Annotated in this window: 15 protein-coding genes; 6 read left to right on the forward strand and 9 right to left on the reverse strand. The window is 60.5% G+C overall.

The window, feature by feature from the left end:
- Positions 1 to 38: 38 nt before the first annotated feature.
- Positions 39 to 815: a tellurite resistance TerB family protein gene (locus ACOYXJ_RS27410; protein ID WP_460373056.1), complete on the reverse strand. Its 777-nt coding sequence runs from the start codon at positions 813 to 815 to the stop codon at positions 39 to 41.
- 259 nt (positions 816 to 1,074) lie between these two features.
- On the opposite strand from ACOYXJ_RS27410, the gene pcsA reads away from it, so the two are divergent.
- On the forward strand, positions 1,075 to 1,797 hold the full coding sequence (gene pcsA, locus ACOYXJ_RS27415; protein WP_007919592.1) for a phosphatidylcholine synthase: 723 nt from the start codon (positions 1,075 to 1,077) through the stop codon (positions 1,795 to 1,797).
- A 125-nt stretch (positions 1,798 to 1,922) separates the two neighbouring features.
- On the opposite strand, the gene ACOYXJ_RS27420 is transcribed toward pcsA, so the two are convergent.
- Complete coding sequence (locus tag ACOYXJ_RS27420) at positions 1,923 to 2,735, reverse strand: class I SAM-dependent methyltransferase (protein WP_150729972.1); 813 nt, start codon at positions 2,733 to 2,735, stop codon at positions 1,923 to 1,925.
- A gap of 33 nt (positions 2,736 to 2,768) precedes the next feature.
- Positions 2,769 to 3,041, reverse strand: a complete 273-nt coding sequence (locus tag ACOYXJ_RS27425; protein WP_095120244.1) for a DUF4242 domain-containing protein — start codon at positions 3,039 to 3,041, stop codon at positions 2,769 to 2,771.
- Positions 3,042 to 3,266: 225 nt separating this feature from the next.
- Here ACOYXJ_RS27425 and ACOYXJ_RS27430 point away from each other — a divergent pair, with 225 nt between their 5' ends.
- Positions 3,267 to 3,728 (forward strand): GNAT family N-acetyltransferase, encoded by a 462-nt coding sequence (locus ACOYXJ_RS27430; protein ID WP_460372667.1) that lies wholly within the window; start codon positions 3,267 to 3,269, stop codon positions 3,726 to 3,728.
- A 17-nt stretch (positions 3,729 to 3,745) separates the two neighbouring features.
- Here the strand turns inward: ACOYXJ_RS27430 and ACOYXJ_RS27435 are convergent, their stop codons facing one another.
- From ACOYXJ_RS27435 to ACOYXJ_RS27445, 3 genes are read right to left on the reverse strand one after another with little or no spacing between them, the layout of a single operon-like run.
- On the reverse strand, positions 3,746 to 4,957 hold the full coding sequence (locus ACOYXJ_RS27435; protein ID WP_460372669.1) for a cytochrome c biogenesis protein DipZ: 1,212 nt from the start codon (positions 4,955 to 4,957) through the stop codon (positions 3,746 to 3,748).
- A 36-nt stretch (positions 4,958 to 4,993) separates the two neighbouring features.
- The gene (locus ACOYXJ_RS27440; protein WP_460372671.1) at positions 4,994 to 5,290 is read right to left on the reverse strand and encodes a hypothetical protein; all 297 of its coding nucleotides are present in this window, start codon (positions 5,288 to 5,290) and stop codon (positions 4,994 to 4,996) included.
- Positions 5,291 to 5,319: 29 nt separating this feature from the next.
- A complete protein-coding gene (locus tag ACOYXJ_RS27445) occupies positions 5,320 to 5,583 on the reverse strand; it encodes a DUF2790 domain-containing protein (RefSeq protein WP_150794722.1) in 264 nt (87 codons plus the stop codon).
- A gap of 296 nt (positions 5,584 to 5,879) precedes the next feature.
- On the opposite strand from ACOYXJ_RS27445, the gene ACOYXJ_RS27450 reads away from it, so the two are divergent.
- Positions 5,880 to 6,620 (forward strand): response regulator, encoded by a 741-nt coding sequence (locus ACOYXJ_RS27450; RefSeq protein WP_007919579.1) that lies wholly within the window; start codon positions 5,880 to 5,882, stop codon positions 6,618 to 6,620.
- Positions 6,617 to 7,924: a sensor histidine kinase gene (locus ACOYXJ_RS27455; RefSeq protein ID WP_460372673.1), complete on the forward strand. Its 1,308-nt coding sequence runs from the start codon at positions 6,617 to 6,619 to the stop codon at positions 7,922 to 7,924. The genes ACOYXJ_RS27450 and ACOYXJ_RS27455 overlap by 4 nt, the downstream gene beginning before the upstream one ends.
- Before the next feature lie 119 nt (positions 7,925 to 8,043).
- Here ACOYXJ_RS27455 and ACOYXJ_RS27460 read toward each other — a convergent pair whose 3' ends face one another.
- Both ACOYXJ_RS27460 and ACOYXJ_RS27465 read right to left on the reverse strand, forming a co-directional pair.
- Positions 8,044 to 8,793 (reverse strand): HvfC family RiPP maturation protein, encoded by a 750-nt coding sequence (locus tag ACOYXJ_RS27460; protein WP_460372675.1) that lies wholly within the window; start codon positions 8,791 to 8,793, stop codon positions 8,044 to 8,046.
- A complete protein-coding gene (locus ACOYXJ_RS27465) occupies positions 8,786 to 9,625 on the reverse strand; it encodes an HvfB family MNIO-type RiPP peptide maturase (protein WP_460372677.1) in 840 nt (279 codons plus the stop codon). The genes ACOYXJ_RS27460 and ACOYXJ_RS27465 overlap by 8 nt, the downstream gene beginning before the upstream one ends.
- 412 nt (positions 9,626 to 10,037) lie before the next feature.
- Here ACOYXJ_RS27465 and ACOYXJ_RS27470 point away from each other — a divergent pair, with 412 nt between their 5' ends.
- Positions 10,038 to 11,084, forward strand: a complete 1,047-nt coding sequence (locus tag ACOYXJ_RS27470; RefSeq protein ID WP_150794799.1) for a class I SAM-dependent methyltransferase — start codon at positions 10,038 to 10,040, stop codon at positions 11,082 to 11,084.
- A gap of 55 nt (positions 11,085 to 11,139) precedes the next feature.
- The gene (locus ACOYXJ_RS27475) at positions 11,140 to 11,982 is read left to right on the forward strand and encodes an NAD-dependent protein deacetylase (RefSeq protein WP_460372678.1); all 843 of its coding nucleotides are present in this window, start codon (positions 11,140 to 11,142) and stop codon (positions 11,980 to 11,982) included.
- A 325-nt stretch (positions 11,983 to 12,307) separates the two neighbouring features.
- On the opposite strand, the gene ACOYXJ_RS27480 is transcribed toward ACOYXJ_RS27475, so the two are convergent.
- Complete coding sequence (locus tag ACOYXJ_RS27480; protein WP_102902761.1) at positions 12,308 to 13,195, reverse strand: LysR family transcriptional regulator; 888 nt, start codon at positions 13,193 to 13,195, stop codon at positions 12,308 to 12,310.
- Positions 13,196 to 13,366: the final 171 nt, after the last annotated feature.

The raw sequence follows: 13,366 nt of genomic DNA on the forward strand, positions 1-13,366 counted from the left end.
GCGGAGCTGCGGGTAGCTATGATTTTTTTGACGTAACTTCAGGCCTGACCTTTAGCCTGCTGTTCCAGATGCACCTGCAACTCAGGGTCGATATTCAACGCGGCCGCCAGCTCATCCAGATAACTGCGCTCGGCGTCCTGCTGGTCATCCACCAGCATCACGCTGGCCAGGTACATTTCGGCGGCGACAGCCGGATCTCCATTAGCCGACTGTGCCACTTCGGCGGGATCCAGCGGCTTGGCGACTTCGGCGTCGAGCCATTGCTGCAACTGTGGATCATCGGTGTGTTTGCCGATTTCGCTGCTGATCAGGTGTTTCTCGGATTCATCGATACGACCGTCAGCCTTGGCCGCAGCGATCAAGGCGCGCAGCACCGCGTGGCTGTGCTCTTCTATTTCCGGGCCGGCAAGAAGGTTAGCCGTTTGCGGCGTTTGTTGCGGTGCCGAACTGGCCTGGCTGCGTTGCCAGGCCTGATACGCCTGAAAGGCCATCATTCCCAGCGAGGCCAGCGCCGCATAATTTGTGCCGCCGGAACGGTTTCGCGCACCACCTCCCCCGCCCAGCGCCCCACCCAATACGCCGCCAAGACCACCACCGGCACCGCCGCCGAGCAAGCCACCGAGCAAGCCGCCCAAACCGCCCAAACCGCCAAGTCCACCGGCCGATCCGCCGCCGCTGGCCGCGCCTGAGCCGCCACCGAGCAGGCCGCCCAGCAACCCGCCTAAACCGCCTGACCCGCCAGCCGGGTTTGCAGATTGTTGTCCCGCCGAGGCCTGGCCTCGCAGCAGTTGTTCGAGCAAATCGCTGGTGTTCATGACGTCATCCTCAAGCATTGGCAGTAACTGCATCTGGCAACGATAGACCCGTGCGGCCTTAGCGCCAGCACCGTTTGGCTGACGCTTGAAGCCCTGACGGATTTCGCCCGCGTATTTTTTCGCCGGCCAGCTAAGATTGATCAATGGTGAACCTTATCCCGGCCAGACCGGTCGATAGCTGCAACCCCGACCCGGTTTGCCGGCGCCCTGCTACCCAAGGGTGATACCCGGCTTGCTTCACTTTCTGGAGAACGCCCCCGTGATATCGACCGTACACATCGCCAGGCTCAAAGCATGGGGCGCCCATGGTTTTACCGCGACTGGCGTGGTCACCGCTTTTCTGGCCACCCTCGCCCTGTTGGAAAACCAGCCCACCCACTGCCTGATGTGGCTGGGCGTGGCGCTGATTGTCGACGGCCTCGACGGCGCGCTGGCGCGCAAGGTCAACGTGCAATCGGTGCTGCCGAGCTTCGACGGTTCGATCCTTGATCTGGTGATCGATTACCTGACGTATGTATTCATTCCGGCACTGTTCATCTATCGCTACATTCCGTTGCCCGATTACACCCTGCTGCTGACCGTGTCGCTGATTCTGGTGTCGTCGCTGTTCTGTTTCTGCAACGTCAATATGAAGAGCAAGGACAACTACTTTGTCGGGTTTCCGGCGGCGTGGAATGTGGTAGCGCTGTGCCTGTACATCATCGGGCCGGGGCCGTGGATCACTTTTCTGACGGTGATTGGTCTGGCGTTGCTGACCGTGACCCGGATGAAGTTTCTGCACCCGTTCCGGGTACGCCGGTTCATGCCGATCAACATTGCGGTGACGGCGATCTGGCTGCTGTGCAGCTTGTCGCTGGTACTCAACCATCCGGTGATCAACCCATTGGTGATGGGCTTGTGGTTACTGATGTCGGCGTACTTTCTGGGGATTTGTATCTGGCGCACGGCGCTGGAGTGGTTTGATCGGCCGCAGGTGAAATAGGTCTCCAGAGACCAACAAAAATCCAATGTAGGAGTGAGCCTGCTCGCGATAGCGGTCTGTCAGCTGAATATTTTTGACTGAAAGACCGCTATCGCGAGTAGGCTCACTCCTACAGGGATCTTCATTCAGCGTTTAGTGATCACCACCTCCAGATACTCACTCGGCACCACCAGCGACGCCTCCCCCGCCCGGTTCAAACGGTTGAGCAAATCCGCCAGATCACTTTCCAGCGCCTGCCCGCTCTCCGGCGGCAACGCCGCGAAAGCCTTGTGCACCGGCCCGTACCAATGGCGGAAGATGTCGATGAAGTGCGCGGCCGAGCGATAGCGAAAGTTGAACTCGCGCCGTGTCACGCGCAGCAGAAAATCGCGGTCATCGAAATGTTTGTGCAGCCAGGCATCAGAGCCCCAATTCGACGGCGGCTGAGCACCGGCAGGCGGTGGCAGATGCCGGCCGAGGGTCTTGAACATCTGGCCAACGAAACCTTCCGGCGTCCAGTTGGCCAGACCGATCCGCCCGCCACGGCGACAAACCCGGCCGAGCTCGGCAGCGGCCTTGTCCTGATCCGGTGCGAACATCACGCCAAAGGTCGACAGCACGGCGTCATAGCTCTCGTCGGCGAACGGCAACGCTTCGGCATCGGCCACCTGAAACGTCACGTCCAGATGCTCCGCGCGGGCACGGTCCTGTCCGCGTTCCAGCAGTGCCGCGACGTAATCGGTCGAGGTGACCAGGCAACCGCGCCGCGCCGCCGCCAGCGTTGCATTACCGTTGCCGGCAGCGACATCCAGCACCTGCTCGTCGCAACGCAGGTCGCAGGCTTCGGCGAGGTTTTCGCCGACAATTTGCAGGGTGGTGCCGATCACGGCGTAGTCGCCACTGGCCCAGGCGACTTTCTGGCGTTCCTTCAAGGCAGTCAGATCAATCGGGGTACTCATGACAGTGAGCTCCGCTACAAATTGGATCAGTGATTATTCGGCCGTAGTCGGGTCAATGACCGTCATCACACGCGCCACACTGTTGGCAGGAAAGCCACCAAGCCTTGCATGTTCACGCACCTGCTCTTCATCCGGCGCGATGTACACGCAATAGATTTTGTCTGCGGTGACATAGCTCTGCAGCCATTGCACCTGCGGGCCGAGTTCGCGCAACACGTCACAGGACTTGTGCGACACGGCTTTGAGTTCTGCTTCCGACAGCTTCCCGGCCCCTGGAATCTCGCGTTCAATCACGAATTTCGGCATGGCAACCTCGCGTTCTTGTTATGGGGCAAGGCCGGCAGTGACCCTGCTCACGCACTATCGCGCCGAGACCGCTCGGCGTCCCTGCCAATCGTCTGGCAACCCTGTAAAACCGGGGGTTTGCCGATGAGCGGTGGAAATCTGTAAAGCGTCTGGAACACCTTGAGGATTGCCAAGGTTGGGGGATTGGTTTCTGATGCTCGCTCGCTTCTGCAACGGACTCGACTGATGTCACTGAAACTCGATTGGCTCGCGCATCACATGCATTACAGCGACCGTTATGCTCAATGGATCCACCAACAATTCCCCTACGAATACGTCGACCATCCGCTGGCCGAATGGCAGCGTGAATTTGCCGAGGGCCAAGGCAATGGCGACTGGTCCTGCCTGATCGCCATGGACGGTGAACATCTGCTCGGCGGCGCCGCGCTGGCACGCGATGACCTCGACCTGCGCCCTGATCTCGGACCTTGGCTGGCCTGTGTGTTCGTCAGCCCTGAAGCACGCGGGCAAGGGCTGGCGGAACGTTTGATTGCAGGGATTTGTCAGGAGGCGAAAGGCTGCGGCTTTGCACGCCTGTATCTGCACACACAGAACAAGCAGGACTACTACGCCAAACGCGGCTGGCAGGTCCTGGAGCGTTTTCGCGCCTGGGACAACGAACAATGGCTCATGGTCCGTGACCTCTGAGCCATTGGTGTTGCTGATCAGGCCGCCGGCGCCTTCGCCTCCTGCAACAACTGCTGGATCATCTGCTCTTGCGCTTCATAGCGACCTTCGCCGAAGTGGCTATAACGCACCTGGCCCTTGGCGTCGATCAGGTAATGCGCCGGCCAGTATTGATTGTCGAAGTTGCGCCAGATTGCATAGTTGTTATCGATGGCCACCGGGTAAGTGATGCCGAGCTTTTTCACCTGATCCTTGACGTTGTCGATGATCCGCTCGTAGCCGTATTCCGGGGTGTGTACGCCGATCACCACGAGCCCGTCCTTCTCGTATTTCTTCGCCCAGTCTTTGACGTACGGCAGGGTGTGCTGGCAGTTGATGCAGTCGTAGGTCCAGAAGTCCACCAGCACGACTTTGCCGCGCAGGGCTTCAGCGCTCAGTTCTGGTGAGTTCAGCCATTGCACCGCGCCGGACAGTGACGGCATCGCGCCTTTGCCCTGTTCCATCGGCGAGTCCGCGCGGACTTTGCTGATGAAGTAGTCGACCACTTTCGGCACGTTCTCCAACACGCTTTTCTCGACGCCGGCGACGCTTTCAGAGGAGGTCTTCGCCAACAAGGTTTTGTCGAAGCCGGTAGCAATCACCGCTGCCGTCGCCAGTACCGCAACACCGGCACCACGACGCAACCAACCGGTGAACGGGATCGACGGTTTCAGGCGATTGACCAAACCGCGTCCGGTGAAGATCAACGTACCCAGCGACAGCGCACTGCCGGCGCCGTAGGCCAGCAGCAACAGGCTGGTCTGCGCATTGGCACCTTGCAGCATGGCACCGGTGAGAATCACGCCGAGGATCGGTCCGGCACACGGTGCCCACAATAGTCCCGTGGCCACGCCGAGCATGATCGAACCCATCGGCCCGGCCTTTTTCCGAGTATCCGGGTCGAGGCGATTACCCAGCATCACGAAGGGACGTGTCAGCCAGTCACCGATGCGCGCCGATATCAGCGACAGGGCGAACACACTCATCACGATCAGCGCAATGTAACGGCTGCTGTTGCTGGCCTGGATCACCCATTCGCTACTGACCACGGCGAGGCTGGAGATCAGCGCAAAGGTCAGGGCCATGCCGACGAGGGTCAACAGTATCGAAGCGCGACTGCGTTGGGCGCCGGCAAACAGAAACGGTACCACCGGCAGGATGCAGGGGCTGAGCACGGTCAGCAGACCGCCGAGGAATGCGATGAGGTACATAGTGAGTCACCCTTGATCAATGAATGTGACGAGCCTTCAAACGCTCTGGCTGTCCAGCCAATGGCTCTGCGGCGTACGGCTGGCGCCGTTCTCGGCAAACATCTGGCCCTGCGGTGTGCGGCTGGAACCGTCTGCGGCAAACATCTGGCCCTGCGGTGTGCGGCTGGAGCCGTCCGCTGCGATCAGGCCGTCGCTGCCCTGCTTGGCCACCGGCGTCAGCTGGAAGCAGGTGCTGCTGTGGCAGCTATGCTGTTCAACCGCAGCGTTGGCGTGGGCGGCGACGCCAGCCAGGGAGAAGGCGATGGCGGTCAAAAAGCGCGATACGTTGTTCATGGCTGTTTCCTTCTATAAAGAGTGATGGCTTAGTTGTCGTTGTTGCAGCCGTCAGCGAATTTGCTGTAATCGAGAACGCGGGTCTGACCGGCCGAGTCGAGGTAGGTCATGCGCGCCTCGACAATCCCGCAAGACACCGAGTTGTCCTCTTTCAGCGAGAGCACTTTCTGGATATCCAGGTGGGTGCCGTAGGTGTAGGTTTGCGGGGTGACAGCGGCTTCGGCGCGGGCCGACAGCGTGCAGATGTTCAGCGCGGCGAACAGGCAGGCGGCGATTACGGATTTGTTGTTCATGGCGTTTTCCTCAAGGCTTCAGTGGGTTTGAGCCGAGGCGATCTGTGTGGGCCTCGATGGAGCCTATTTGAGGCCCGCGAGGTATCGCGTCTGTGTCAGGAACAGGCGTGTTTCAATCGCTGTGTATCCCTGCCATCGGGGGATACACAGCGATACAAAACCCTGTAAAAATCGCGTTTTTGCGTTCCCGTGTATCCGTGAACACGGCAGATACACTGCAATACAAAGGCAGGCACGCGAGCCATTGAAGGCTCTATAGACTGCACGGCATTCCCCTTCTACTGAGGCTTGAACCGATGGATCATGTCGATCACATTCTCATCGTCGACGACGACCGCGAGATCCGTGAACTGGTAGGCAACTACCTGAAGAAAAACGGTCTGCGCACCACGGTGGTCGCCGATGGCCGGCAGATGCGCAGCTTTCTCGAAGCCAACACTGTCGACCTGATCGTGCTCGATATCATGATGCCCGGCGACGACGGCCTGCAGTTGTGCCGCGAATTACGGGTGGGCAAACACAAGGCCACGCCGGTGCTGATGCTGACCGCGCGCAACGATGAAACCGACCGCATCATCGGCCTGGAAATGGGCGCCGACGATTACCTGACCAAACCGTTCGCCGCCCGCGAATTGCTCGCGCGGATCAACGCCGTGCTGCGCCGCACGCGGATGCTGCCACCGAATCTGGTGGTCACCGAGGCCGGGCGCTTGCTGGCCTTCGGTCGTTGGCAACTGGACACCTCGGCCCGTCACTTGCTGGACAAGGACGGCACCATGGTCGCCCTCAGCGGCGCCGAATACCGTTTATTGCGAGTGTTCCTCGATCACCCGCAACGGGTACTCAGCCGCGATCAACTGCTCAATCTGACCCAGGGCCGTGACGCTGATCTGTTCGACCGCTCGATCGATTTGCTGGTCAGCCGTTTGCGCCAGCGTCTGCTGGATGATGCGCGCGAGCCGGCGTACATCAAGACCGTGCGCAGCGAGGGTTACGTGTTCTCGTTGCCGGTCGAAATTCTCGGTGCCCCGGCATGAGCGTCAACCTGCACTGGCCGCGCACCCTCGCCTCGCGCCTGTCGCTGATTTTCCTGATCGGCCTGCTGCTCGCTCAGGCGCTCTCGTTCGGCGCGCAGTATTACGAGCGTTACCAGAGTGCGAAAAACACCATGCTCGGCAATCTGGAAACCGACGTGTCGACCTCGATTGCGATCCTCGATCGCTTGCCTGCCGAAGAGCGTCCTGACTGGCTCGAGCGTCTGGCGCGAAGAAATTATGGCTACCTGTTGAGCGAAGGTGAACCGGGCACACCAATCGAGGCCGGTGATGTGCCGGTGGCTGTCACCTCGATCACCGAAGCCATTGGTGAACGCTATCCGCTGACTTTCACTGATATCCCCGGGCCGAAGAAACACTTCCAGGGCCATCTGCGCCTGAGCGACGGCAGCCCGGTGACCATCGACGTGCGCCCCGCCATGGTCCCGTTGTCACCGTGGTTGCCGGCGGTCTTGCTCGGTCAACTGGCGTTGATGCTCGTCTGCACCTGGCTGGCGGTGCGCATTGCGGTTCGCCCCCTGACCCGTCTGGCCAACGCCGTGGAAACCCTCGACCCCAACGCCCACCCGATCAACCTCGACGAAAGCGGCCCGAACGAAGTGGTCTACGCGGCGCGGGCGTTCAACACGATGCAGGCGCGCATCGCCGCCTACCTCAAGGAACGCATGCAACTGCTGGCGGCAATTTCCCATGACCTGCAAACGCCGATCACGCGGATGAAACTGCGCGCCGAACTGATGGACGATTGCGTCGAGAAAGACAAGCTGTGGAATGACCTCAGCGAGATGGAACATCTGGTGCGCGAAGGCGTGGCCTATGCGCGCAGCATCCATGGCTCGACCGAGGAAAGCCGCCGCACCAACATGGATTCCTTCCTCGAAAGCCTGGTGTTCGACTATCAGGACATGGGCAAGCAGGTGCAACTGGTCGGCAAGAGTGCGGCGGTCATCGACACCCGTCCTCATGCATTGCGCCGAGTGCTGGTGAACCTCACCGACAACGCACTGAAGTTCGCCGGCGCCGCCGAAGTCTGGGTCGAAGCCAACAAGGGCAGCCTAGCGATCACCGTCATGGACCGTGGCCCGGGCATCGCCGATGCCGAACTGGCGCAGGTGCTGCAACCGTTCTACCGCGTGGAAAACTCACGCAATCGCGATACCGGCGGCACCGGACTGGGCTTGGCCATCGCCCAGCAACTGGCCATGGCGTTGGGCGGCTCGTTGACCTTGAGCAACCGCGAGGGCGGCGGGTTGTGCGCGGAACTGAAACTCCCTCTCAATCTTTGAACGCTACATAACCCCTGTAGGAGTGAGCCTGCTCGCGATTGCGTCCTTCCAGTCAACCCGCATTGAATTGAAGGACGCAATCGCGAGCAGGCTCACCCCTACAATGGCTTGCTATCCATTCAAGCTATGCCGATCACCTGGTCCTCATGCATCTGCCGCAACAACACCAGACCGTTGTCCACGAACGACTTGCTGGCGGGCTGCCCGGCCTCCTGCGCCAGAGCTTGCAACTGCTCGCGCCCGGTCAATGGCGCAAACTCGCTGATGCGCTGCAACAACCGCCAAGCCAACGGACTCAGTTCGGAAAACTTCACACTCCAGTCCGTCGCACGCCGTACCAGCAACAGCGTCGGTTGCGCCGGTGGTGTGGCGGGTTGATGGTTTGGATCAAGTTCATGCACCGGCCAGACATACGCCAACGGCCAGGCCAGTGCCGAGATCAGCAACGGGCGTTCCAGCAATAACGCCGGATCGGTCGGCGGCAGCGCTTGGGCATCAGATTGCTGCAAAATCATCTCGACCCATTCGTAATGCGCCAGCTCTAGCAGAAACCCCGGCCACTGACCTTCGCGCAACACCTGCGGTTGCGTGGCCAGGTAGTCGAGAAAGGTTTCGGCAATCTCGCCAAACTTCGGCGTCTGCGCCCGCCAGTCGCGCAAAAAGCCGCGCACCAGCAAACTCCAGCGTTGCTCACCGATGATGCGGATCAACACCGGAAACGTGCCGCTCAACAGTTGCGATACGTTGTTGAACACCAGATCGCGATAGACGTTAACCCGCGCCGCATTCATTTCGGCCGGTGGCGATTGATGTTCGGGATCACGCAAATATCGGGTAAGCGCCTGTTGTTGCAGTATCAGGTTATCCACGATGGTTGCCCCCCGACTGCAAGTGGCGAATGGTCTGCAACTCGACGACCAATTCGGAAAACGCCGGAAAGTTGAAATCCCGCTCGAGCAAGGTCGGCTGCGCGCCAAACCGCGCATAGGCCTCGGCCAGCAGTGACCACACTGCCGGTTTTACCGAGGCACCGTGGGTGTCGATTTTCAACGTATCAGACTCATCGAAATGCCCGGCCACATGCATGCCGACCACCCGGCCCGGCTCGATAGCGGCGAAAAACGATTGCGGATCGAAGCCGTGGTTGATCGCGTTGACGTACACATTGTTGACGTCCAGCAGCAGGTCACAATCGGCCTCACGCAGCACGGCGTTGGTAAAAGTCACTTCATCCATATCCTGACGGGGGGCGGCGTAGTAGGAGACGTTTTCCACGGCCAGACGCCGACCAAGAATGTCCTGAGCCTGACGGATTCGCGCGGCGACGTGGCGCACTGCCTCTTCGGTGAACGGCAACGGCAGCAAGTCGTAAAGATGCCCGTCATCACTGCAATAACTCAGGTGTTCGCTGTACAGCGGCACGTTGTAATGGTCGAGAAACACCCGCACTTCCTGCAGGAATTCGACATCCAGCGGCGCGGATCCGCCAAGTGACAGCGACAAGCCGTGACAGGACAACGGGTAGCGTTCAGCCAGTTCACGCAACGCCGCGCCATGGGCACCGCCGACGCCGATCCAGTTTTCCGGAGCGACTTCGAGAAAGTCGAAATCGCCGGTGCGGGCAGCTTGCAGGTCTTTCAGCAGGCCACGGCGCAAACCGAGGCCGACGCTGGGTTGCGGTAATAAGGGAAGCGTTTCCATGGGATGTACCTCAGCAGTGGTTTTGCCGAGTTGAACTGCCGGCTGTATCACCGCTGTGTGCAAATGACTGGACATTTGCAGCACTGTGTATCCCGCGATGACGGCGATACACGGTGATACAGACTCACTGCCGATCAATATTGTGGGAGCGAGCCTGCTCGCGAAAGCGTCGGCACTGCCAATATAAGAATTGCCTGAAATGCCACCTTCGCGAGCAGGCTCGCTCCCACAGGTTTTCGTTGTTCACAAATACAGCGCCAGTCCCGGACCGGGGCTAGACTCTTTTATGACCCAGTCGAGGGGGCCGCAGGACGTCAGCCGTGCCCTGCCCAACTCCGTGACCACCGCCCGGTGGCGCACGCCTCGACCCTCGACGCCGCCGGACCGTGATCCTGTTTCAGGAGCACACATGATGGACGAGGCGAAGCTCAACCAATTCATGGGCAAACTGGTCAACGACATGGGCGGCGCGGCGATGCTGGCCAATGTCATCGTCGGCGAAGAACTCGGCTTGTACCGGGCCATGGCCGACAGTCAGCCGATCAGCGCTGATGCCCTCGCCGCCAAAACCACCTGCAACCCGCGTCTGGTGCGCGAATGGCTTAGCGCTCACGCGGCGTCCGGCTATATGGAGCATCACGACGGCCAGTTCCGTTTGCCGGAAGAACAGGCGCTGGCCTTGGCCGTCGAGGACTCGCCGGTGTACGTCGCTGGCGGTCTCGGCGTGGTGGCATCGTTTTTCCATGACAAGGACAAACTGGTCAAAGCCATGCGCGGCAACGGCGCCCTGCCTTGGGGCGACCACCACCCGTGCATGTTCACCGGCACCGAGCGATTCTTCCGGCCCGGCTACAAAGGTCACCTGATCGCCGAATGGCTGCCGGCGCTGGAGGGTGTGGTGGCGAAACTCGAGGAAGGCGCGAAAGTCGCCGACATCGGCTGCGGCCATGGCGCCTCAACGGTGATCATGGCTCAGGCCTTCCCCAACTCGCGTTTCGTCGGCTACGACTACCACGCACCCTCGATCACTGTCGCCACCCAGCGCGCCGAGGAAGGCGGGGTCAGCAGCCGGGCGAAGTTCTTCCAGGGCTCGGCGAAGAGCTACCCCGGCAACGACTACGACCTGATCTGCTATTTCGACTGCCTGCACGACATGGGCGACCCGGTCGGCGCCGCCCGTCACGCCTATGACTCGCTGAAAGACGACGGCACGGTATTGCTGGTCGAGCCGTTCGCCAACGACACGCTGGACGACAACATCAACCCGGTCGGGCGGCTGTTCTATGCGGCCTCGACGTTTATCTGCACCCCGAACTCGCTGTCGCAGGAAGTCGGCCTCGGCCTGGGCGCGCAGGCGGGGGAAATGCGTTTGCGCAAAGTGTTTGTCGAGGCCGGGTTCAAGCACTTTCGTCGGGCTACGCAAACACCGTTCAACCTGATTCTGGAGGCCCGCAAGTAACCCGCGCGGGTCGCGTGCTAACCTGCTGGCATCGTCCTTCTCCGGAGCGCTGACCATGCTCGACAGCCCGACCCGCGAACACCTCGACACGCTCCAGCAAGTAATGGCGGACGGCGATTTCCTCGTATTGACCGGAGCCGGTATCAGCACGCCGTCGGGCATTCCGGATTACCGCGACAGCGACGGTGTGCGTCGTGGCCGGCAACCGATGATGTACCAGGAATTCCTTGCCGCCCCTGAATCGCGCCGCCGCTATTGGGCGCGGGCCATGCTCGGTTGGCCGAGGGTGCGTCAGGCGCAGCCGAATGCGGCTCATGAGGCATTGGCCGGTTTGCAGCGCCATGGCCTGATCAGCAACTTGATCACCCAGAACGTCGACACCCTGCACGATCAGGCCGGCAGTCAGGATGTCATTGAGCTGCATGGCAGCCTGCATCGCGTTCTGTGTCTGGATTGCGGTCAGCGCAGCGAGCGCGATTCGATTCAACAATTGATGGAACGGCAAAATCCGTATCTGGCCGGGGTCGATGCCGTGCAGGCACCGGACGGCGACACCCTGCTCGATCCGGCGTTCGAGGCGCGTTTTCAGGTGCCGCACTGCCCGCATTGCGCTGGCGAGCGGATGAAACCGGACGTGGTGTTTTTCGGTGAAAACGTCGCGCAGCCCACGGCGGCTCGGGCGATGGCGGCGGCAGAAAATGCAGGGGGGATGTTGGTGGTGGGGTCGTCGTTGATGGCGTATTCGGCGTTTCGTTTGTGCCGGGTGATTGCCGATCGCGGTAAGCCGCTGATTGCGATCAATCTGGGCAAGACCCGCGCGGATGATTTGCTGGATTTGAAGATTGAAGCGTCGTGTGAACAGCTTTTACCCCTGTTGGTCAGGGGGCTGGATCGTTGAGTTGCTGCATTCTGCGCTCGACTCAGGACCCAGGCCCCTCACCCCAGCCCTCTCCCAAAGGAGAGGGAGCTGACCGAGTTGTCTGGGCTGAATACTGCGACCTGAAAATGCTGAGTCGAGCTCACAATCTGAATAACCACGATCAGCTCCCTTCCCCCTAACACTAGGCCTCGCCCTCGCCCAAGGGAAAGGGAACTGACCGAGTTGTTCTCAAGCAATACATCGACCTGTAAATTTCGAGTCGAACCCATCTTTTGAAATGCCCCGATCAGCTCCCTTCCCCCTCGCCCCCCTGGGGGAGAGGGTTGGGGTGAGGGGGTAGATCTCACAGTCGCCCGAGATCTTCAGCCTTGAGAATATCGAACAACGCCTGCGCCGCCGCTGAAAGCTCATTTCCCGGTTCAGTCAGCACGCCGATGGCCCGCTCCACCGAATCATCCAGCGTCAGACAGTGGGCGCCCAGCTCCTGCATCTGCTCGGCGCACAATGCCGGGACGGCACTGACACCCAGCCCACTGGCAACCATGCGCCCGACCGTCGCCAATTGATGGCTTTCAAATTCCACCGGCAACTTCATGCCGCGAGCCTGCAAGTGCTCTTCGAGCATCACCCGCACTGTCGACGGCCGCTGCAAGGTGATAAACGGTTCCTGCAGCAACGTTTGCCAATCGATCTCGCCGCGCTGCGCCAGTGGCGAATCCTTCGACACCACTGCGACGAAGCGATCCATGTATAACGGCGTAAACGTCATTGAGGTGTTCTGCATCGGCTCGAACGCCACGCCCAGTTCAACCTGGCGATCCCGGACCATTTCCAGCACTTGCTCGTTGATCACGTCATTGACCGTGACGTTGACGTTCGGATAGCGCGCGCGAAAGGTCTTGAGGATCGGCGGCAGCAGATTGCCGGCAAACGACGGCATCGCCGCCAGCGTCACCCGCCCGCGCTGCAAGCTGAAGCGCTGACGCATTTCGTCTTCGGCGTTATCCCAGTCGGCAATCAGCCGTCGCGCCAGTGGCAGCAAGGATTCGCCTTCGGCCGTCAGCGCGACGTTGCGTGTATTGCGGCTGAACAGGCGACCGCCCAGGCCCTCCTCCAGCGCTTTGATGGTCAGGCTCAATGCCGATTGCGACAGGTGCAGGCGCTCGCAAGCCACGGCGAAGCTCAGGCTCTGGGCCACGGCGAGGAAGGCGCGGATCTGTTTGATGGTCATACTCGCTTCGCTCCAGTTGTAAGCTACAAGCGTTAAGCGACAAGCCATGATGATCGTTCCCACGCTCCTGCGTGGGAACGATCAAAGCAGCACGCCATAACGCGACTATTGAGCTTTATCAATCAATCGACATTAAAAATCAACTTAACAAATATATCCACCAGCGCGACA

The sequence above is a fragment of the Pseudomonas sp. Tul2A7 genome (genome assembly GCF_054790505.1).

Coding starts and splice junctions, on each gene's coding strand:
- ACOYXJ_RS27410 (WP_460373056.1), bottom strand. CDS start 815: ATGAACACCAGCGATTTGCTCGAACAACTGCTGCGAGGCCAGGCCTCG.
- ACOYXJ_RS27420 (WP_150729972.1), bottom strand. CDS start 2,735: ATGAGTACCCCGATTGATCTGACTGCCTTGAAGGAACGCCAGAAAGTC.
- ACOYXJ_RS27425 (WP_095120244.1), bottom strand. CDS start 3,041: ATGCCGAAATTCGTGATTGAACGCGAGATTCCAGGGGCCGGGAAGCTG.
- ACOYXJ_RS27430 (WP_460372667.1), top strand. CDS start 3,267: ATGTCACTGAAACTCGATTGGCTCGCGCATCACATGCATTACAGCGAC.
- ACOYXJ_RS27435 (WP_460372669.1), bottom strand. CDS start 4,957: ATGTACCTCATCGCATTCCTCGGCGGTCTGCTGACCGTGCTCAGCCCC.
- ACOYXJ_RS27440 (WP_460372671.1), bottom strand. CDS start 5,290: ATGAACAACGTATCGCGCTTTTTGACCGCCATCGCCTTCTCCCTGGCT.
- ACOYXJ_RS27445 (WP_150794722.1), bottom strand. CDS start 5,583: ATGAACAACAAATCCGTAATCGCCGCCTGCCTGTTCGCCGCGCTGAAC.
- ACOYXJ_RS27450 (WP_007919579.1), top strand. CDS start 5,880: ATGGATCATGTCGATCACATTCTCATCGTCGACGACGACCGCGAGATC.
- ACOYXJ_RS27455 (WP_460372673.1), top strand. CDS start 6,617: ATGAGCGTCAACCTGCACTGGCCGCGCACCCTCGCCTCGCGCCTGTCG.
- ACOYXJ_RS27465 (WP_460372677.1), bottom strand. CDS start 9,625: ATGGAAACGCTTCCCTTATTACCGCAACCCAGCGTCGGCCTCGGTTTG.
- ACOYXJ_RS27470 (WP_150794799.1), top strand. CDS start 10,038: ATGGACGAGGCGAAGCTCAACCAATTCATGGGCAAACTGGTCAACGAC.
- ACOYXJ_RS27475 (WP_460372678.1), top strand. CDS start 11,140: ATGCTCGACAGCCCGACCCGCGAACACCTCGACACGCTCCAGCAAGTA.
- ACOYXJ_RS27480 (WP_102902761.1), bottom strand. CDS start 13,195: ATGACCATCAAACAGATCCGCGCCTTCCTCGCCGTGGCCCAGAGCCTG.